Origin of the sequence: Halotia branconii CENA392, from assembly GCF_029953635.1 — a bacterium.
GTDB lineage: Bacteria > Cyanobacteriota > Cyanobacteriia > Cyanobacteriales > Nostocaceae > Halotia > Halotia branconii.
In genome coordinates, this window is record NZ_CP124543.1 from 3,502,496 (window position 1) to 3,521,276 (window position 18,781).

At 40.8% G+C, this 18,781-nt stretch carries 15 protein-coding genes, 1 other RNA gene and 1 pseudogene; 3 read left to right on the forward strand and 14 right to left on the reverse strand.

Annotated elements, in window-relative coordinates; translation table 11 throughout:
- Positions 1 to 21: 21 nt before the first annotated feature.
- From QI031_RS15320 to groL, 9 genes and pseudogenes are all read right to left on the reverse strand, one after another.
- Complete coding sequence (locus QI031_RS15320; protein WP_281480536.1) at positions 22 to 132, reverse strand: photosystem I reaction center subunit VIII; 111 nt, start codon at positions 130 to 132, stop codon at positions 22 to 24.
- Positions 133 to 240: 108 nt separating this feature from the next.
- A complete protein-coding gene (locus tag QI031_RS15325) occupies positions 241 to 2,904 on the reverse strand; it encodes a Rad2 family DNA repair protein (RefSeq protein ID WP_281480537.1) in 2,664 nt (887 codons plus the stop codon).
- A gap of 304 nt (positions 2,905 to 3,208) precedes the next feature.
- Positions 3,209 to 4,246 (reverse strand): Gfo/Idh/MocA family protein, encoded by a 1,038-nt coding sequence (locus tag QI031_RS15330; RefSeq protein WP_281480538.1) that lies wholly within the window; start codon positions 4,244 to 4,246, stop codon positions 3,209 to 3,211.
- Between the two features lie 66 nt (positions 4,247 to 4,312).
- Positions 4,313 to 4,696 (reverse strand): annotated as a pseudogene (locus tag QI031_RS15335) (four helix bundle protein).
- Between the two features lie 79 nt (positions 4,697 to 4,775).
- Positions 4,776 to 5,495, reverse strand: a complete 720-nt coding sequence (gene rnc, locus QI031_RS15340; protein WP_281480539.1) for a ribonuclease III — start codon at positions 5,493 to 5,495, stop codon at positions 4,776 to 4,778.
- A 210-nt stretch (positions 5,496 to 5,705) separates the two neighbouring features.
- Positions 5,706 to 6,154, reverse strand: an RNA gene (gene rnpB, locus QI031_RS15345) — RNase P RNA component class A.
- Positions 6,155 to 6,207: 53 nt separating this feature from the next.
- Complete coding sequence (locus tag QI031_RS15350; RefSeq protein WP_281480540.1) at positions 6,208 to 6,918, reverse strand: hypothetical protein; 711 nt, start codon at positions 6,916 to 6,918, stop codon at positions 6,208 to 6,210.
- A gap of 63 nt (positions 6,919 to 6,981) precedes the next feature.
- A complete protein-coding gene (gene corA / locus QI031_RS15355; protein ID WP_281480541.1) occupies positions 6,982 to 8,124 on the reverse strand; it encodes a magnesium/cobalt transporter CorA in 1,143 nt (380 codons plus the stop codon).
- Positions 8,125 to 8,454: 330 nt separating this feature from the next.
- Positions 8,455 to 10,134, reverse strand: a complete 1,680-nt coding sequence (gene groL, locus QI031_RS15360; RefSeq protein ID WP_281480542.1) for a chaperonin GroEL — start codon at positions 10,132 to 10,134, stop codon at positions 8,455 to 8,457.
- 160 nt (positions 10,135 to 10,294) lie between these two features.
- On the opposite strand from groL, the gene QI031_RS15365 reads away from it, so the two are divergent.
- Positions 10,295 to 11,377 (forward strand): MraY family glycosyltransferase, encoded by a 1,083-nt coding sequence (locus tag QI031_RS15365; RefSeq protein ID WP_281480543.1) that lies wholly within the window; start codon positions 10,295 to 10,297, stop codon positions 11,375 to 11,377.
- A 151-nt stretch (positions 11,378 to 11,528) separates the two neighbouring features.
- Here QI031_RS15365 and QI031_RS15370 read toward each other — a convergent pair whose 3' ends face one another.
- The 3 genes from QI031_RS15370 to fabG all read right to left on the reverse strand — a co-directional run bounded on the left by QI031_RS15370 (position 11,529) and on the right by fabG (position 14,436).
- On the reverse strand, positions 11,529 to 12,113 hold the full coding sequence (locus QI031_RS15370; RefSeq protein WP_281480544.1) for a TetR/AcrR family transcriptional regulator: 585 nt from the start codon (positions 12,111 to 12,113) through the stop codon (positions 11,529 to 11,531).
- Between the two features lie 2 nt (positions 12,114 to 12,115).
- Positions 12,116 to 13,510 (reverse strand): cytochrome P450, encoded by a 1,395-nt coding sequence (locus QI031_RS15375; protein WP_281480545.1) that lies wholly within the window; start codon positions 13,508 to 13,510, stop codon positions 12,116 to 12,118.
- A 158-nt stretch (positions 13,511 to 13,668) separates the two neighbouring features.
- A complete protein-coding gene (gene fabG / locus QI031_RS15380; RefSeq protein ID WP_281480546.1) occupies positions 13,669 to 14,436 on the reverse strand; it encodes a 3-oxoacyl-[acyl-carrier-protein] reductase in 768 nt (255 codons plus the stop codon).
- 238 nt (positions 14,437 to 14,674) lie between these two features.
- Here fabG and trxA point away from each other — a divergent pair, with 238 nt between their 5' ends.
- Together trxA and QI031_RS15390 are read left to right on the forward strand one after the other, a co-directional pair.
- Positions 14,675 to 14,992: a thioredoxin gene (gene trxA / locus QI031_RS15385; protein WP_281486041.1), complete on the forward strand. Its 318-nt coding sequence runs from the start codon at positions 14,675 to 14,677 to the stop codon at positions 14,990 to 14,992.
- A 146-nt stretch (positions 14,993 to 15,138) separates the two neighbouring features.
- On the forward strand, positions 15,139 to 15,744 hold the full coding sequence (locus QI031_RS15390; RefSeq protein ID WP_281480547.1) for a Uma2 family endonuclease: 606 nt from the start codon (positions 15,139 to 15,141) through the stop codon (positions 15,742 to 15,744).
- Positions 15,745 to 15,951: 207 nt separating this feature from the next.
- Here QI031_RS15390 and prmA read toward each other — a convergent pair whose 3' ends face one another.
- The gene (prmA, locus tag QI031_RS15395; RefSeq protein WP_281480548.1) at positions 15,952 to 16,872 is read right to left on the reverse strand and encodes a 50S ribosomal protein L11 methyltransferase; all 921 of its coding nucleotides are present in this window, start codon (positions 16,870 to 16,872) and stop codon (positions 15,952 to 15,954) included.
- 166 nt (positions 16,873 to 17,038) lie between these two features.
- Positions 17,039 to 18,619 (reverse strand): phosphoglycerate dehydrogenase, encoded by a 1,581-nt coding sequence (gene serA, locus QI031_RS15400; protein WP_281480549.1) that lies wholly within the window; start codon positions 18,617 to 18,619, stop codon positions 17,039 to 17,041.
- Positions 18,620 to 18,781: the final 162 nt, after the last annotated feature.

Sequence of the window (18,781 nt, forward strand, 5' to 3'; positions counted from 1 at the left end):
AGTTGATAAAAAATAGCTCAACTAGACCATATCATCCCTTTCAATGTATAAAAACAGAAACGCGAATACCACAGCGGAGAAAACCCAACCAATGATGGGAACGAAAATAGAAGGCAAAAATGAAGCTGCCATAGTAAATAGTCCTGTTCAATCACATTACAATTCAAAATGAGCTTACTGCAAATTCAGCGGCATTTCTGAAAATCTCAAGATTTTTAACACAGGTTCTGTAACAAGTGTTCAAATACCGAACAATTCATCTAGTTGCAAATTTGGCAAGTCTGGAGGAATCACAGCCCGCACTACTGTAACTTTATGACTCTCTTGCTGGGTAGACACATTTAAAGCGATCGCCTCCAAGCGAATTTCTAAACAGCCAAAAGGAACATTTAATTGAGTAATTACTTCCAAACCTCCCCCAGAACTAGGTAACAAATCTTTAAGCAAATGGGGACCGTCCAACAACCAGCGAGTTTGACAATCTTCAACCCATAGCTTCACAACAACTTGAGGGCTAACATTAGGCAATTCTACGCGCACTCTGATCAATTTACCAGCAATCAATTCACCGTCTGGTACATGTAATTGCGGAACTGGTAAAGGCTCACTGATTGCCTCAGCCTGATGTAAAGGAACAGATAAATCTGAAATTGGTTGCACTTGATCTTCATCAGTCTGACTACTTAGCGCGTCTACTTCAATTTCGCTTGTATCATCTACAACAATTTCCTGTGCTAACCAAGCTGATGGAGCCTTGATAGAATTGGCAGGTGGCGGTTGTGGCACTTGCAGCAGTGACGAGTCAGTTTCTTGTAAGTTACTTTCTACCTCCGCGTTTTCTGGCGTACTAATATCTTCTATATTTTCTTGTGTACTGGTATCTTCTACTTCTGGCACAACCGTATTTGCCTCAGTCTCTATTTCAAGATCTAAATTCAATGGCAAGTCAACATCCGCAGCAGGAGTTTGAGCGCTTAACGCCAGATAATCATCTAGAATATCAGGATTATTTTCTGAGGATGGCAAATACATAGATTCAGGCAAAGAGTATCCTTGGCTCTGCATCCACTTTTTAATTAGGGGGGATGAATAGACTTCGGTATTTACTGGTGCGACTGCTTCTGTTTCAGGTTCATCTATATTAGTTGAGGCTAGTACTTCTGTTACAGAATCATCTTGGAGTTGGTCATCACTAGTCAATAATTCAGATGTATTTTCACCTTCAGCTAAGGTTTTATCTATATCATCTTGGAGTTGGTCATCACTAGTCAATAATTCAGATGTATTGTCATCCTCAGCTAATGTTGTGTCTATACAAGACAATAATTCAGATGTGTTTTTATCCTCGACTAAGTCTGGTGAGTCGTCAGCAGGCTGTAATGCCAATACATCTAACTCATCTGGTGTATTATGTTCCTCTGACTTGTCACTAGGCAAGTTTTTGAGCCGTTTCAAATAAGGAAAACTATTACTAAGCATCGAAATTCGATGATTTTTGATCACCAGTAGTTCTAAGTTAATTGGCGCTACAGGAGTGATTGGGCTAATGGGGGCTGTAGTGTCATCCTTGTTTAAAAGCTGCTCTGGAAATTCTGTATCTGTAAAATTTGTATCCGTAATACCTGCTTTAGTTTGGTTTTCAGGCAGTTTTGGTAGTTGTGGAGATCGAGAATCCGTTAATTTACTGAGTGTAGACCCTTGCAGATGAGCTGCTTGTGGAGTTGACGGTGGTAGAGTTTGCTTTGGCGATAACTCGATAGACTGAGACTGCTTTGTAGGTAGAGTTTTGACTAAGTTGAACAGTTTCAAATCGATGCTGATAGATGGTTCTGGCTTTTTGGCAGCGTCTAATATTAAGGGGTTCGAGTCGTCTGGCAAATCTGCTGGACGAGATTTTGCTGGGGCTGTAATTGCCAGCAATTCTGTCACATCAGCGGTAACGGTAAAAGATTGGCTGGCTAACAGTATGACTTCACCAAGCTCAGTGAGTACGCCATATAAACTCATATCTGCCAAAATTAGCTTAGATTCACAGTCAGCAGGAATATCAATTGAGGTGTTAATGGTGAAGGGTAGTGAATTGTTTGGTAAGGATTGCCGTACTTGGGTTAAAGTTTCTGTTTTTAGAGGCGATCGCAGTTCAATTCGTAGTTCCAATGCATGAAGATTTTCTGGGTATGGTGTATCATCTTGTAGCTCTACGTACCCGTTAATAATCAGTACTTGCCCCCAACTAGCAATATAGTTTTCTCGATCTAAGGTCAGCAAAAGTGGAGGCGGTGGTTGTATGTCTGGAAAATCTTCAACTTTTTCATCCTCTAGCAAAGATTCAGTCACAGGTAAGGCTAACTCTATTAAATTTTGTAAAATTTGCTCTGCTGTTTCACCTTTGACCCAGACTGGGCTAACAGGCTGGTCAATAATAGCTTCTTCTGTTTTTTCTAGAGTATATACAACAAGGTCACTCTCAAAAGTAGCATCTTGATAATCGGACGAGTTTGCCTCTTGTGTACTCTCTTTGCTATCCAAATTTCCTTCTACCGTCTCATCTATTTCTGGAGATAAGACTTGTAAGTGAATGCTGTATTGCCAAGATTTACCCAAAAGAGCTGACATTAAATCACCAGAGCATTGCAATTCCCAACTTCCGGGCTTGAGATGGGTGAAGGGAATTACCGCCATTAATCCTTCTGAGTTAGTACGCCGCGATCGCTTTTGAATCCTCCGTTTGGGAGGAACTTCTTGGGTTGAAGAATGAATTACCCGAACTTCTACATCTGTATTAGGAAGGTTAGAACGAGCCAAAACTCTATACCGACCTGCCGATATTTCTATATTTGGCGATTCCAGGGTATGCCAAGAGCGATCGCCTTGTCTTTGAATCAGAAATTGCCAGTGTTCCATTATAAGTGATGCCCAGACCGAAGAGCCGCTGAGTAATATTGTGTATTACCTTGCTTGCAAGTTTACCTCAGCAATTTATAATTGCATCCCCAATGTTACTATTTGCTTTCCAGCCCGGCAAGATTATGGAACGCTTGTATCCAACTATATAACCCAGCAAAGTTGCTGTGACATATAGTAATCCGGTTTGATTACTGAATTTATTTGTGTAGGTAGGGAACAGGAAACAGGAAACAGGGAACAGTTAAGAAGGGATAGATATGTACTGAATCGTGTTCAAAAATCAAATAGGAGTCCTATAGTACTAGTTCCTTACAAAAACAGCTTGTCCGCCTTGATTAAGAGATGTTGTTAAAGCTGAGAGAATTTGTACTAATTCTGTGCCTACCCAACCAGATGAAACTACTGGGGGAGTATTCTTAATAATACAAGTCACAAAGCGATCGCAAACCCGCTGCAAGGGTTCACCTGTTTCTAATTCCAATACTTCTCGTCTTTGATTGACAGGCAAAAATTGATTTTCCTGAGATTCAAACTCACCATGTAGCAAAGTCAAAGGCGATGATGGTAACATTTCATCAAAAATTAAGCTACCAAGGCTACCCACAACCGCAAGTCGTCGTTGTTTATCAGGATTGAGCCAACAAAGATGAATATGTGCTTGAAAGCCATTTGGGTATGTTAGTGTTACCCATACTAAGTCTGCCAAGCCTAAGGGAAAATTGCTAAGTTCCTTACTTTTGTTTTCTTGTAACCAAACTTGACTATTTGCCTGTACTTTCACTGGCATTTGATTCAGCCAGTTGTTAAAAATAGCTATATCATGAATTGCTAAGTCCCAGAGGGCATCGACATCTTGTCGGACTGGCCCTAGATGAGTGCGGGTAGCATAACCATAACGTAAATTGCCTAACTTACCTGCCTGAATTACAGCTTGCCCTTTTTCAACCGCTGGGTGAAACAAATAAGTGTGGTCAACCATGAGTATTAAATGCTGTTGCTGCGCTAATTGGCAAAGTTCTAGACATTCTTCTGGGTCTAGAGTTAAGGGCTTTTCTGCCAAAACATGGTAGCCCTGTTTTAAAGCATCCTTAACTAAAGCATAATGGGTTGTGGCAGGAGTTGCGATCGCTACTGCTGACAGTTCTGGCACTTGTTGTAAAGAGTGCCATTCTGTCGTTAATAACACACTTTCATCTAAATTAAACTGTCGCTTAACTGCGCTCAGTTTTTCTGGATGTGGATCTACTACTGCCACTACACTTACTTGGGAATGTGCTAAAAAGTTCCGCAGTAAATGCACTCCCCAACGCCCAACCCCGATAACTGCAATTTTAATCATTTGTCAATAGTTAGTTGTTAGTGTTCAGTTGTCAGTTGTTAGTGGTCAGTGGTCAGTGGTTAATTGTCAGTTGTCAGTCTTTTCTTTCTGAATATTGCCGATGGATTTTAGGTAAGCGTTTAACTTTAGTGAAAGTTCATCAACGATTGGTTTGAGTTTACTTACTTGCTCTTGTGTCAGCAAGTTGCGAGTATAAGCTCTTCGCAACCAATATCTTGTTTCGTTTAAAGAGCCTCTAGCAATCCTGACAAAGCGTCGGTTATCTTAATAGTTATAACGACCACTGCCCTCTGCGATATTTGCACCAATGCTATCAACAGAACGAACAATTTGTTTACCAACTGTATCTTTAGCAAATTGTTCCCATCTGCCAACAATGTTCCAAATCTCATCAGCAAGACTTTCAGCGAGTTGGTAAACCCGCAAATTTTCAAAATCAGACTTTACCATCTCCCACCACTGACAACTGACCACTGACCACTGACTACTGACATAAACCGATTATCAGTTTATTAACTATCTTTTGAACTCAGGGATTATTCTGATTAGCAACTGCTAAAAAAGCGACTTTAGCGGCAGCTTGTTCAGCGGCTTTAATCGAGCGTCCTTTGCCTTCACCTAATTTGTTGTCGTGTAACCAGACTTCAGCAAAGAAACGATCTAAATTGCGGTTAGTTTGATTTACTTCTGCAACTCGATATTCAGGTAAAACTTTAAAGTGTGCCTGAGTCCATTCTTGTAAAGCAGCTTTGTAGTTAAGTCTAGCTGGATCGAGGCGAATTTCTGTTATTAATTTTTGAAAGTGAGGGTCTAGCCAAGGACGGATCAGTTCTAGATTATTAGTGCTAAGATAAAGCGCACCCAAAATAGCTTCAAAAGCATCTGCTAGTCGTGACTCTTGACCAACTTTGTCGCTGGTAGCACTGCCAGCGACTAGTAAGTATAACTCTAAACCATATTCTCTTGCTAATTGAGCCAGGATGCGATCGCTTACTAATACCGAACGAATCGCGGCAAAATCTCCTACTTGACAGTCAGGATATTTTTCCCACAATATAACACCTGCCGCTAAACGCACCACAGCATCACCGACAAACTCTAGCTGTTCATAGTTTGCTGAGTCAGAGACAGTGGGATGAGTTAATGCCAAATCTAATAGATCCCACTTGACAGGCGCTCCTTTTGGCAGACCTAATCTTCTAACTAAGCTTTCGAGTTGCCGCTGACGGCGTGGATAAACAAGTGTCATCGAAGAGGCAGGGGGCAGGGGGCAGGGGGCAGGGGAAGCAAGAAAATAACTTTTAGCTCTTAAAATATAAGGTGGTTTGAGTTTATAAAACTAACACTCTTTGCCTGTTGGGTATCGCTATCGCTCCACCCAACCTACAAATTTTGAATGTTATCTAGTCTTCGATTCTAACTTTTAAGTTCTGATTTTTGACTCAGTTTTAAAAAAAGGGGAGAGAGTAGGGAATAAGCCGGATTCTGTTCTCATAAGTGATTTTAAACACTTTTGAGGGCGATTATCTATCTGGGACGCTTGTTACCAAACGCCTCTAGCGGCTCTATATTATGGAACTGGTAAAAGACCAACCGTAGTTCCTTTGACCTTGCTCCCAACCGGGGTTTACCGAGCCAGCGCCTCTCGACGCTGCTGGTGCGCTCTTACCGCACCTTTGCACCCTTACCAAAACAAGTAAAAAGTAAAAAGTAAAAAGGCAAAAGAGAGATTTCTTTCTTTTTATTTTTAGCTTTTACCTTTTGACTTAATTCTGGCGGTATTTTTCTGTGGCACTATCCTCACGATCGCTCGCACTGGACGTTATCCAGCAAGTTTGGTCTTTCGGGAGTCCGGACTTTCCTCAAACCAGTGATCATAACTGATTTGCAATCGCCTGTACCTACTCTCTCCCTATTTCCAGTGTAATCTTGGATGGCATGATCTGTCTTTCTGGTATGGATTACTTCTTTTTATTCCAGGGTAAGGCGTAAGTCCAAAGTAATTTTTTGACAGTGAAGGGACAATTAATAATATATACGGGAGGTATGTTAATACCTGTCGGTATTCCCATACGTGTCTCAGCAATTCTAATTACCAATTGAAGTGAAAATTCTAACTCATTTCTTCTATTCATAAAGTCGTTGTACAGCTTTTTCTGCGGCTTTTTCAGCGCAGTGATATCAAATAGGGGTGAAGTAGGTTTATAAATTGCAGATACGGGATCGCGCTCGAAAACATTCTCTGCTGTTACTGCTTCTGAAAGCGTTTTTTTGGGTGCAATTAAGCTCGGAACTTGAGGTACACCTAAGTCACGAGTCAAGCCAGGCGATTTCCGAATGACTCGACGTGATTGCTTAGTACTTTCAACTACTAAAGTACTACTATCCCAATCAACATATATAGCAAGATTGTCAGATTTATTTTCAATGCTTATTAATAATTCCTTTAATTCTTCTTCTGGTTTTCCTATAGAATAGGAGGCATTAAGTTTAAAAGAAATTCCAATTTGATCTTGAAGCTCTTGTTCTTTGAGTTGATCTTCAACTATTTCTTTTTTGTATGCAAACTTCACTTGATCGTCGATGGATTCAACCATGAGATTGAAGACGTAAGAAACGCCAATAATGTAAAGCGTTAAAACTACTAAATTTTGGTCACTATTTCCTCTCATAATTTAGGATATTAACTCCCTACACTGTTTTTATAAATTGGATTCATTAACTATCCTCGATATTTAGTCACTTTTAATGCCTGAAGAATTTGTCAGCCAGCCTCGTCGCCAAAAAAAGAATAGTAATCCAGCTGCGATCGCAGCCATCACTGCTAAACAAATCGGATAGCCCCAATACCAATTCAGTTCAGGCATATTGTATGGTGATTTTTCGGTATTGAAGTTCATACCATAAATTCCAGCAACAAAAGTTAGTGGAATAAAGATTGAGGAAACAACAGTCAACAACTTCATAATTTCATTCATTTTATTGCTGACTGCGGACAAATACACATCCATCAGCCCAGATGAAAGTTCTCGGTAAGTTTCCACCATGTCCATGACTTGGACTGTATGGTCATAACAATCTCGCAAATAGATTCGCACATCTTCAGTAATCAGTTCACTCCTGTCTCTAATTAAAGTACTAATTGCATCTCGTTGGGGCCAAATAGCGCGACGTAATTGTAGTAATTCTCGCCTGATTTGATAAATTTGTTGTAATGTTTGCCGCGTCGGTTTAAATATTACTTCTTCCTCTAATTCTTCTAGGCGATCGCCATAAAGTTCTAAAACTGGAAAAAACCCATCAATAATTGCATCTAAAAGAGTGTAGGCTAAATAATCTGCTCCTTGTTTACGAATGATACCTTTACCTCGTTCAATTCTGATTCTGACGTTTTCTAGGCAATCATGCTCTGGCTCCTCTTGTACTGTTAACAAATAATTTTTTCCCAACACAAAACTTACTTGCTCGCTATAAAAGCCGCAAATTCTTTCTTTAGGAACTACCATTCGAGCAATGATTAGTAATTGGTCTTCATAATCTTCTACTTTGGGACGTTCTCCCATATTGACTACATCTTCTAAAACCAGTGGATGTAATTCAAAAACTTTACCCAATCTTTCTAAGATGTCTTTATTACCTAAGCCTTGAACATCTACCCAAGAAACAGATTGTGTATCCAAATAAGGTATACATTCTTCTGGAGTTTCTACTTGTTTACGAATAAATTTATTTGGTTGATAGTCAATTAAATAAATGGTGGGATAATCAGCATTTTCATCAATTATAATAGTCCCTGGCAAAGTCCCAGGTTCATGATAAAAGTCTTTTCTATATAGCTTTTTTACAACTTTAGGGATGCGGCGAATTTTTTTTACCATACTTATTGCCATACATTTTTACCTAATTAAACTTTTAATATTCAATTTTATTAAATTAATTTAATTTGTATCACCTGTTGTCAGTAATTTTATAAGATATACGGCAACTCACTAGACCTCTTGCACGAATTTTCACTTTGCGCGGCAGTCGCTACCCCTGTGGGTTCCGCTTTAGCGGTACAAGTCGGCAGAGCCGCCCAACACGCTGCCTTGCCTTTGCGCTTTGCGTGAGCTTTTATTCTGCTGTCTTTGAGTCAGCAATCAGATAAAAAAACAGTTTGCCTAAGCAAGGCAAACTGCTGACAAAATATTTACATAGAGAGGCAAAGATTAGAACATACCACCCATGCCACCCATGCCGCCCATGCCGCCCATGCCGCCCATGCCACCCATGCCGCCCATGCCGCCCATGTCAGGAGCAGCGGCAGATTTTTTTTCAGGTTTTTCGACGACAATGGCTTCGGTAGTTAAGACCATACCGGCAATAGAAGCGGCATTTTGCAAAGCTGAACGCACGACTTTAGCAGGGTCAATAATACCAACGGCAATTAAGTCTTCAAATTCGCCAGTAGCGGCGTTGTAACCGATGTTAAAATCGCTGTCTCTAACTTGGGAGACAATCACAGAACCTTCAGCACCGGCGTTGTCTGCTATTTGGCGTAAAGGAGCTTCTAGCGATCGCTTCACAAGATCTGCCCCAATTTTTTCTTCTTCGTCGAGGCCTTGTTTAATTGCTTCAACTTTCGTCGCCAAATGAATTAGGGTTGTCCCACCACCGGGAACAATGCCTTCTTCTACAGCGGCTTTAGTCGCATTCAGTGCGTCTTCAATCCGCAGTTTACGGTCTTTGAGTTCGGTTTCTGTGGCTGCACCAACTTTAATTACTGCTACACCGCCAGCTAGTTTGGCAATGCGTTCTTGCAGTTTTTCTTTATCGTAATCAGAATCGGTTTCTTCCAATTGCTTGCGAATTTGACCAATCCGCTTTTGAATTTCTGGCTTGGTAGTACCACCAGCTACGATTGTGGTGTTTTCTTTGTCAATATTGATCTTTTGGGCGGTTCCCAACATTTCTAAAGAAGCAGTATCTAGGCTTAAACCGATTTCTTCAGAAATCATCTGTCCATCGGTGAGGATAGCGATATCTTGTAACAAAGCTTTACGGCGATCGCCAAATCCTGGTGCTTTAATTGCAGCCACAGCCAGCACTCCCCGCGCTTTGTTGACTACCAAAGTTGCCAAAGCATCGCCTTCGACATCTTCAGCAATAATCAACAACGGTTGACCCAAACGAGCAACTTTTTCTAATACAGGTACTAAATCCTGGATGCTGCTGATTTTCTTGTCAGTAATTAGAATGCGGGCATTTTCAAATTCAATTATCTGCCGTTCACTGTTGGTGATGAAGTAGGGAGAAATATAACCTCTGTCAATCTGCATCCCTTCCACTACTTCTAGTTCAGTTGTCAGGGATTTAGATTCTTCAACAGTGATAACACCGTCTTTGCTGACCTTCTCCATAGCTTCGGCCAGCATTTGACCGACTTCTTCATCGTTACCAGCTGAGACGGTGGCAACCTGAGCGATCGCACTTCCTTCTATTGGCTTGGCTACCTTAGCAATTTCCAACACCAGCGCTTCAACGGTTTTATCAATTCCCCGCTTTAAGCTGATGGGGTTACTACCAGCTGCGACGTTCTTCAGACCTTCTTTAATTAAAGACTGGGCTAAAACCGTAGCAGTAGTAGTACCATCCCCAGCAATATCTTTGGTTCTGGATGCCACTTCCTGGATCAGCCTTGCACCAGTATTTTCTAAAGGATCTTCTAACTCAATTTCTTTGGCAACAGTGATACCATCATTAACAATTTGGGGCGCACCATATTTTTTTTCTAAAAGGACGTTACGACCTTTTGGCCCCAAAGTAATCTTAACTGCATCCGCAAGGGCGTTGACACCACGTTCTATCGCCCGCCGCGATTCTTCATCAAAAGAAATAATTTTCGCCATCTTTACATCTCTGTTAGCGCTTCCATTAGACAATTTAGCACTCACAGGTTAAGAGTGCTAATTACCCAAGCAGTTCAGATTATAAATGCAAATCGAAAAAATTGATTAATATACAATTGATGCTCATGTAGGATACTGGCAGTCATGGTTGAATTGGGGGATGAATCTATATAACTCCCTTAAGTCTCTTGGTATTGCCGACCCTAGCGGCACCGGCTGGTTGGCAGTGGTATTTACGTTACTTTTGGCTTGCCTAGTAACGTGGCGTTTGATTCCGACAGTACGCAAATTTGCTTTACGGGTAGGTTGGGCCGACCAACCAAATGCTCGTAGATTAAATCGAGAACCTTTGCCAAATGCGGGGGGGTTAGCTATTTATGCGGGAGTAATTGCTGCATTGGTATTAGCTAGCCTCTTGCGACCTATTGAACTGCAAAATGTCTTAGCTCAGGTGCTGACAATTTTACTAGGAGGTTCTATCCTAGTGCTTGTCGGCTTTATTGATGATCAGTTTAGCTTACCTCCATCGGTTCGCTTGTGGACACAGATTCTCACAGCTTTGTTGCTATTTGCCAATGGCATCAGTATTGAAGTTAGTATAGGCACGCCCATCGACTCAATTCTCTCGATGGCGTTGACGGTGCTGTGGGTAGTAGGTATTACCAACGCCATCAACTTGATGGATGGGATGGATGGATTAGCAGGGGGAGTTAGTTTCATCACTGCAATGAGTTTATTAGCAGTTTCAGCCCAATTTCCTAATAAAGCCGCAGCTACTTTAGTTTTGGCAGCTTTAGGAGGTTCGGCGCTGGGCTTTTTGCGACATAATTTCCACCCATCACGGATCATTATGGGTGATGCCGGAGCATATTTCTTTGGTTATACGCTAGCTGCAACAAGTATTTTAGGCGACTTGCAGGTAACTACAGTCTTTTCCTTAGTGCCAACAGTTTTATTTCTGTTATTGCCAGTTCTAGATACTACTCAAGTTTTTGTCAGACGGCTATTAGCAGGAAAAAACCCCCTCAGTACCCCAGGTAAAGATCACTTACATCATCGTTTACTGGCTTGGGGTTTATCTCAGCGCCATGCCGCGTTTACCCTTTGGATAATTACTTTAGGTTGCAATTTACTAGCGATGGCAGTACGAGGTATGCCTTTAGCAGTGATCCTTGCTACTGCCAGTAGTATTGTTATCCTTTTAGGTTTAACAATCTGGCAAAGAATACACCAACAATCCTAATATTAAGTTGCTGTTTGTTGTTGTAGTACTTTGAAATTAATGAGATTGCTTCCCTTGACTGCGTTCCGGTCGCAATTACAGGTACTAGCTTTGATTGCAAGTTGGTATAAGTTAAAAGTTTGTGATTTTCAGTTAATAAAACTTTAAACAATTACTCCTGACACCATTGCTTAAGGAACCAATCAACAACCATACATAACTTTTCTTCTTCAGGCTCATAATAATTTTCTGTAGTCGCAAGTGGGAAAAAATAACCAATAGAGTACAAAAATACTTCTATATCTCGCTCTAAATCATCGATATGAAACAGATTTGTTTGAATACCTTCTTGGAGAATTGCCAACACATTTTTTCTAACTCGATTACTTTGTTCTTCGTGCAATTGTGGTTGCAAACGAATTACTGTCCGGGCAAGTTCGGCAGCGTGAGAGCCGCTGATACGACTATCTTTAACTGCACGAAAGCGATTGATAATGTAAGTCTTGAGTTTTTCAATAGGAGACTTTTGTGAACTTAAAATTTTCTCGGCATCTGCTAAATGTATCTGGGCATAGTTTTCAGCAGTTGCAATTAAAATCTCATCTTTATTTTTAAAATATAAGTACAGCGTCCCCACAGCGATGCCGGCATCCTTAGCAATTTCTTGCATTGTCGTTTTTTGAATCCCATATTTGCGAAGACGCTGTTTTGCTGCATTCAAAATGGCTTCTTTTTTTGCTGTATCCAGCCTTTGCATTATTACTTAACTTTTTTTCGCACTTTAACTTTAATGCCATATTTCGGTCGCAGGGTAAAGGTGGCATCTGGCTCGATGGATTGATGAGAAACTAATTCAATGTGAAAACGCTGAAAAATTGATGCCATGATAATCGTTGCTTCCATTAAGGCAAAGCTTTTACCTATACAAATTCTTTGACCTGCACCAAATGGAAAATAAGTAAATTTTGGTCTTTGATTCACTTTTTCTGGTAAAAAACGATCTGGATCAAACTGGTCTGGATTTTCCCAAAACTCAGGATGGCGGTGAATGATGAATTGAGCAATGTTAATAATTGTACCTTTAGGGATAAAATAACCTTGAATTTCATCGTCTTCTAGAGCCACCCTCGGTAATCCCCAACTTGGAGGATAGAGGCGCATGGATTCATCAAAAATTCGGCGAGTGTATGCCAATTGTGGCAGTTTCTCAATAGTGGGACTGCTGCCATTAAGAATAGTTTGCAATTCATCCTGCATATTAGCGGCGACATCAGGATGTTTTCCTAAAAGATACCAAGTCCATGAAAGTGCAGAGGCTACAGTTTCATGTCCTGCTGCTACTAAAGTAATTACTTCATCTTGAAGTTGTTTGTCGGTCATTCCTTCTTTAGTCACTTCATCTTGTGCTGTTAGAAGCATAGATAACAGGTCATGGGTTTCCAACGGATTTTGCCGACGGGAATTGATTATATCTAAAACAGCTCTATCTAAAATTTGTTTTGCCTGACGGAACCTCAAATTACGAGATGTTGGTATCCATAAAGGTTCTGTCCAGACGTTATTTATTTTGTAGCTGACGTAATTAAAGGCTTCACGAAAGGCTTGACCCAGAGTGCTAGATTCTACACTGATATCTTTGTTAAATAATGCTAAACCGACAATTTTTAAAGTTAAGCGCATCATCTCAGGTACGATGTCAATAACTTCGTTATCTAGTTTTTGTTGCCATTCTTCAAGCAGAGATTCAGTGCAACTCACCATCACAGAACTAAGATTTTCCAGATATTTTTGATGAAATGCAGGTTGCATTAAGCGACGATGCTTAAGCCAAAAATCTCCTTCACTAGTTAGAATGCTTTGACCCACCATTAAACTCATTGATTTGTTAAATAAATCTGGTTTGCTGTAACGTTCTTGGTGAGTAGACAACATGTGTTCTACATAATTTGGATGGGCGGCAAGATAAAAAGTATAACTTGGCACAACTGGTAGGCGTACTAAGTTGCCATATTCTTGCCACATTTGACTCAAGTAACCGAGAGAGTCTTGCTGGATTTTAGGAAGACTGAGTAGCAGATATCCACGCGGCCCTGGCGGTAACTGATGGCTGAATTTTGTGGGTGTTTGGGTTGAAGAAAATTGCGTTTGCGACATGGGTGTTCTTCCAGAAAAATGAATAATGAATATTTTCGTCTATTATTCATTTTTCTGCCATTTTTGCCTTGCAAATTTTTACCAAAAAGAAGGGGAAAAGGTTTGGATATTTCTTTTTCCCTTTACCCCTTACCCTTTTCCCAGGCGAAGCTTCCCGTTTATGACATCACCATACCGCCATCAACGTTAAAGACTTGTCCTGTGATATAAGCCGCAGCAGGATCAGCTGCGAGGAAACGTACCATACCAGCAATTTCTTCTGGTTGACCATAGCGACCTAAAGGAATGTATTTAAGAATATCTTCGGTGTTGCTAAGATTGCTGGTCATGTCGGTAGCGATGAAACCAGGGGCAACAGCGTTAACGGTAATACCGCGAGAAGCTAATTCTTTAGCGACGGTTTTAGTAAAACCAATGACACCTGCTTTCGCAGCGCTGTAGTTAGCTTGACCAGGGTTGCCCATTTGTCCTGCGACGGAGGCAATATTAATAATTCGCCCAGAACGTTGCTTGAGCATAACTTTACTGGCAGCACGGGTACATAGAAAAACACCAGTGAGATTGAGGTCAATTACGGCTTGCCAATCTTCAGGCTTCATGCGTAAAAGTAAGGTGTCGCGGGTGATACCTGCATTATTGACCAAAATATCAAGGCGCTTGAACTTATCCATGACGGCGTTCAGCAGTGCCTCTACTTGGCTAGCTTGGGAAACGTCGGCTTGTAGCGCTAAAGCCTGACCACCTGCTTGTGTGATTTCTGCTACGACATTATCGGCAGCGGCGTTAGAACTGGCATAATTGACAACTACAGTAGCTCCCTGTGTAGCTAATTCTAGCGCGATCGCTCGTCCAATTCCCCGTGAAGCACCCGTTACCAGTGCTACTTGTCCTTGTAACTTTTGCAAATTTTCACTTAAGATTTCCATTAACTCTTCCTTAACTTTTTAAATCACCGCGCTAACGATCTTATGGTGATTCGTACCTAGAACTTAATCGGATTTTGAATTTTAAATTTAAATCTTACCCAATCACCTAAATTAAATATCTGTGCTTTTGAAACAAGTAAAAAGATTAAGCAACAATAAAAACAAAATAATGTTATACCCATTCCATGAAGCACACATTACTATTGAAATCAAACAAAATAAAATTGGTGTGTGTCACATGGCTACTAAAAAACAATTCAACAGCTTTGAAGAGATGCTATCTGATTCTGATGTACCTGTTTTAGTAGATTTTTATGCTGACTGGTGCGGCCCTTGTCAGATGATGGTGCCGATTTTAGAACAAGTCAATGCTCAAATGCAAGATCGCTTACGTATTGTCAAAATTGACACTGAAAAGTACGCAGAGTTAGCTAGTCAGTATCAGATTCACGCTTTACCAACCTTGGTACTATTTAAGCAAGGTCAGCCAGTAGAACGAATTGAAGGTGTAATGCAAGCACCGCAGTTGGTGCAACATTTACAGACAATTATTTAAGCTGACATTTAAAATCTGAGGCTCCCCACTCTACAATTACATTGAGGGTGGGGATTTCTGTAAAATCATTGTTAGTATTTTTGTATCGAACAAATGAGGTTGTTTTGATTACTGATAACTGATAACTGTTCACTGTCAAGCAACTTATGTTACTTTTAGACCCAAAAACACTTCAACCAACTGAAGACCAACGTATCATTCTTTATGATGTCACCTGGAAACAATACGAACAACTCTCTGATATGTTTGTTGATGAATTTCCTCGAATGACTTATTTAGAAGGAACACTAGAAATTATCATGACTACCTCTGCGGAACATGAACGCCTGAAAAAAATAATTGTTAGATTACTAGAGGCTTATGCAGAGGAAAGAGACATTAATCTTAATGGTTATGGTAGTACTACCTTCCGGGAGCAAGCTGCTAAAAAAGGCGTAGAACCAGATGAATGTTACTGTCTTGGAGAACTCAATGAAGTTCCAGATATTGCCATAGAGATTGTTATAACTAGTGGTGGAATTGACAAGTTAGAAGTTTATCGAGGTTTGGGTGTCAAAGAAGTTTGGTTTTGGAAAAACCAGCAATTTGATTTTTATTATTTATCAGAAAATGATGGCAAATATACTCAAAATTCCAACAGTAAATTACTACCAAGTTTAGACCCTGTTTTATTAGCTGGTTTTGTCAATGAAACTAATCAAACACAGGCAGTTAAACTATATCGAAAAGCATTGCAAACTCAAAACTCTTAATAGTTAACTCTCTTTGAGAGGCTCAGATTTGTTAATATTGTTAACAAAATATGAATTTTGCTAACTAAGCGGAATTTCAAAACATTATAGACTGCTAATAATCCTCTAAAATTGTCTTAGCTTTATTCTCTATTATTTGGTAGATTTTTGCCATAGCAATACTAATTAAAGTTAACTTTGTTACCCAAAACTCTAATATCCAGTAAGTTAAGAACGCCGCACATTCAAGCAACACCATTCTTTTCTCTTCCACAGGGTAGCGACAACCCAACCATGTTTTTCTAAGACATCAGCAACTGCTGCGGATTGTTCTAGTAGAATACCGCTGAAGATAGCCCAAGTGCTGGGTTTGGCGATCGCACTCATTTCTGGAACTAACTCGATAATTACATTAGCCAAAATATTGCAGACAATACCATCTACTGGTTGAGAAATTAGCTTTTTGATCATGTCTATACTGCCCTGTGCTGGTATTATTCGTTCAGGACTAATCTCATTCAGAGCGCGATTACTAAAAGTCGATTGCACTGCCAAAGGGTCAGTATCCACTGCATAAACTTTACCTGCTCCCAGTAATATTGCCCCAATCGAAAGAATACCAGAACCACAACCAATATCTGCAATTACTAGAGGTTCTGATTGATTATCAGCAGCCACAAAAGATTGAGGTACTGAACTCAAGCGCATTTCCAAAGATTCTAAACATAACTGAGTAGTGGCATGATTACCAGTCCCAAATGCTACACCAGGGTCGAGGCGAATTACTAACCTATCTGAGCCTTCTGGTAATGGAAGCCAAGCGGGATTAATCAAAAAGCGATCGCCTATTTCTTGGGGTTGCCAATATTGTTTCCAGCTAGTCGCCCAATCTTCCTCATCAATTAAATGCCACTGTAAGCTAGGACTAGACAATCCCACACAAAGAGCATCTTGACGCAACCATAGCGATAGAGCGGCCAAATCTAGTAGCTGTACTTGAAAACTGGGTAAATAAGCCTTTACAAGACAAGAATTTCCTTTGCTTTCGCTAGCTGTTCCACGGCTACCAAAATCTTCCAGTCGCCAAAAGATCGAATCTTCCAGAGCTGGTTCACATAAAATCTCTAATTCCCACCAAGTGTTTGCCATATCTAAAGTATGGAGTGTAAAGGCTGAAGAATGAAATAATTTTTAGTTCATCCTTTATTGCAAGCGGCATAGGGCATTGGTAATTCTTCTTCATGCCCCGTTCCCCATCCCCTATGCCCAAAAACCACGCCCACAGAGGGCATGGTTTTTTATTCTTCATCCTTTTTTATAGTGTTACTGTATACGCATCTCGAATCCCAGGCACTTTGACAATTTCCTCCAAAATGCCATCTGGTAAGGGATCATCAATGCTGAGAGCCATTACCGCATCACCACGGACAATTTTACGCCCTACTTGCATACTGGCAATGTTGACATTGAAACTGCCGAGTAAAGAACCGAGTTTGCCGATGATTCCTGGCATATCACGGTGCAGGGTAAACACCATATATTTACTTGGTGGAACGTTAATTGGGAAACCATCAACATCAGTGAGGTGAATTTCTTTATCGCCCAACAAAGCACCTGTAACTGAGTGAGTACCTAAAGTACCTGTGGCTTCTAGATGCAGGGAACCAGCATAATCACGAACTGAGGCATCGCGGGTTTCAATTACCCTAATTCCTCGTTCTTTGGCTTCTATGTTGGCGTTGACGTAATTTACTCGTTCTCGTAGAGCTTGATGAAGTAGTCCTTTGAGGGATGCAATCACTAAAGGCTGACTTTTATTCGTTGCTAGTTCGCCTTGCAGTCGCACATTGAGTAACTCCACTCTACCGCCAGCTAGCTGTCCCACTAACTTACCCAAGGTTTCTGCTAGCTGCATGTAGGGTTTGAGTTCTTCTAAAACATCGGGGCCAAGTCCGGGAATATTGACTGCTGAACGTGCGGGTAGTCCTAAGAGAACATCGCGAATTTGTTCGGCAACATCTATGGCCACATTGACTTGAGCTTCGGTGGTAGAGGCTCCCAAATGAGGAGTGAGGATGACTTCTTTACCAAGCGATCGCAAATCTGATTCGCCCAGTGGTTCACTCTCAAATACATCCAAGGCTGCACCACCGATTTTACCTGCTTTAACCGCTGCTGCTAAAGCTGTTTCTTCAATGATGCCACCACGAGCGCAGTTAATAATCCGAGCAGTGGGTTTCATTTTACCTAAGGTGACAGCATTAATTAAGTGGGTGGTTTCCGAAGTTTTGGGGATGTGTAATGTAATATAATCGGCTTGCTGAAACAACAAATCCAATTCCACCAACTGACAGCCAATTTGTTCAGCTCGTTCTGTAGAAATAAACGGATCATAAGCGAGTAGTTTCATTCCCATAGCTTTAGCTACAGAGGCTACGTGGGAACCAATTTTACCCAAGCCAACAATACCAAGTGTTTTTTTATAAACTTCTGCGCCTACAAAGCTATTGCGATCCCACGCACCGCGTTTGACTGAAGCGTTAGCATCAGGAATGTGACGAGACAAAGCCAACATCATGGCCAGAGCGTGTTCTGCGGCGGCAATGGTGTTACCTTCTGGAGAATTAACAACTACAATTCCTCGGCGTGTGGCTGCGGGAACATCCACATTATCCACACCTACACCAGCACGACCGATGATTTTTAACTGGGTTCCAGCTTCAATAATTTCTTGGGTGACGCGCGTACCAGAACGAATCATCAGCGCGTCGTAATCACCTATAATTTCTATCAGTTCCGCTGGTTTTAGACCTGTTTTGACATCTACGGTGGCAACTTGCGAAAGAATGTCAATTCCAGCCTGGTCAATAGTGTCGGAGACGAGAACCTTGGACATGATTACTTGATTATTTAAAGTTACAGGTTTTGCTGCACAAGACTTTTTAGTTTAGTCTTTATCTGTCGCAATTCAGCAAAAATTATTCGTTTTAATATCGACTTAACCTTCACTTACGCTTGGTGCTAATCGGATCACATTACCAGTTAAAGGGTTAGATTT

Bases quoted from the DNA above. Each gene is read 5' to 3' on its own strand.
- QI031_RS15320 (WP_281480536.1), bottom strand. From the start codon at position 132: ATGGCAGCTTCATTTTTGCCTTCTATTTTCGTTCCCATCATTGGTTGG.
- QI031_RS15325 (WP_281480537.1), bottom strand. From the start codon at position 2,904: ATGGAACACTGGCAATTTCTGATTCAAAGACAAGGCGATCGCTCTTGG.
- QI031_RS15330 (WP_281480538.1), bottom strand. From the start codon at position 4,246: ATGATTAAAATTGCAGTTATCGGGGTTGGGCGTTGGGGAGTGCATTTA.
- rnc (WP_281480539.1), bottom strand. From the start codon at position 5,495: ATGACACTTGTTTATCCACGCCGTCAGCGGCAACTCGAAAGCTTAGTT.
- QI031_RS15350 (WP_281480540.1), bottom strand. From the start codon at position 6,918: ATGAGAGGAAATAGTGACCAAAATTTAGTAGTTTTAACGCTTTACATT.
- corA (WP_281480541.1), bottom strand. From the start codon at position 8,124: ATGGTAAAAAAAATTCGCCGCATCCCTAAAGTTGTAAAAAAGCTATAT.
- groL (WP_281480542.1), bottom strand. From the start codon at position 10,134: ATGGCGAAAATTATTTCTTTTGATGAAGAATCGCGGCGGGCGATAGAA.
- QI031_RS15365 (WP_281480543.1), top strand. From the start codon at position 10,295: ATGAATCTATATAACTCCCTTAAGTCTCTTGGTATTGCCGACCCTAGC.
- QI031_RS15370 (WP_281480544.1), bottom strand. From the start codon at position 12,113: ATGCAAAGGCTGGATACAGCAAAAAAAGAAGCCATTTTGAATGCAGCA.
- QI031_RS15375 (WP_281480545.1), bottom strand. From the start codon at position 13,510: ATGTCGCAAACGCAATTTTCTTCAACCCAAACACCCACAAAATTCAGC.
- fabG (WP_281480546.1), bottom strand. From the start codon at position 14,436: ATGGAAATCTTAAGTGAAAATTTGCAAAAGTTACAAGGACAAGTAGCA.
- trxA (WP_281486041.1), top strand. From the start codon at position 14,675: ATGGCTACTAAAAAACAATTCAACAGCTTTGAAGAGATGCTATCTGAT.
- QI031_RS15390 (WP_281480547.1), top strand. From the start codon at position 15,139: ATGTTACTTTTAGACCCAAAAACACTTCAACCAACTGAAGACCAACGT.
- prmA (WP_281480548.1), bottom strand. From the start codon at position 16,872: ATGGCAAACACTTGGTGGGAATTAGAGATTTTATGTGAACCAGCTCTG.
- serA (WP_281480549.1), bottom strand. From the start codon at position 18,619: ATGTCCAAGGTTCTCGTCTCCGACACTATTGACCAGGCTGGAATTGAC.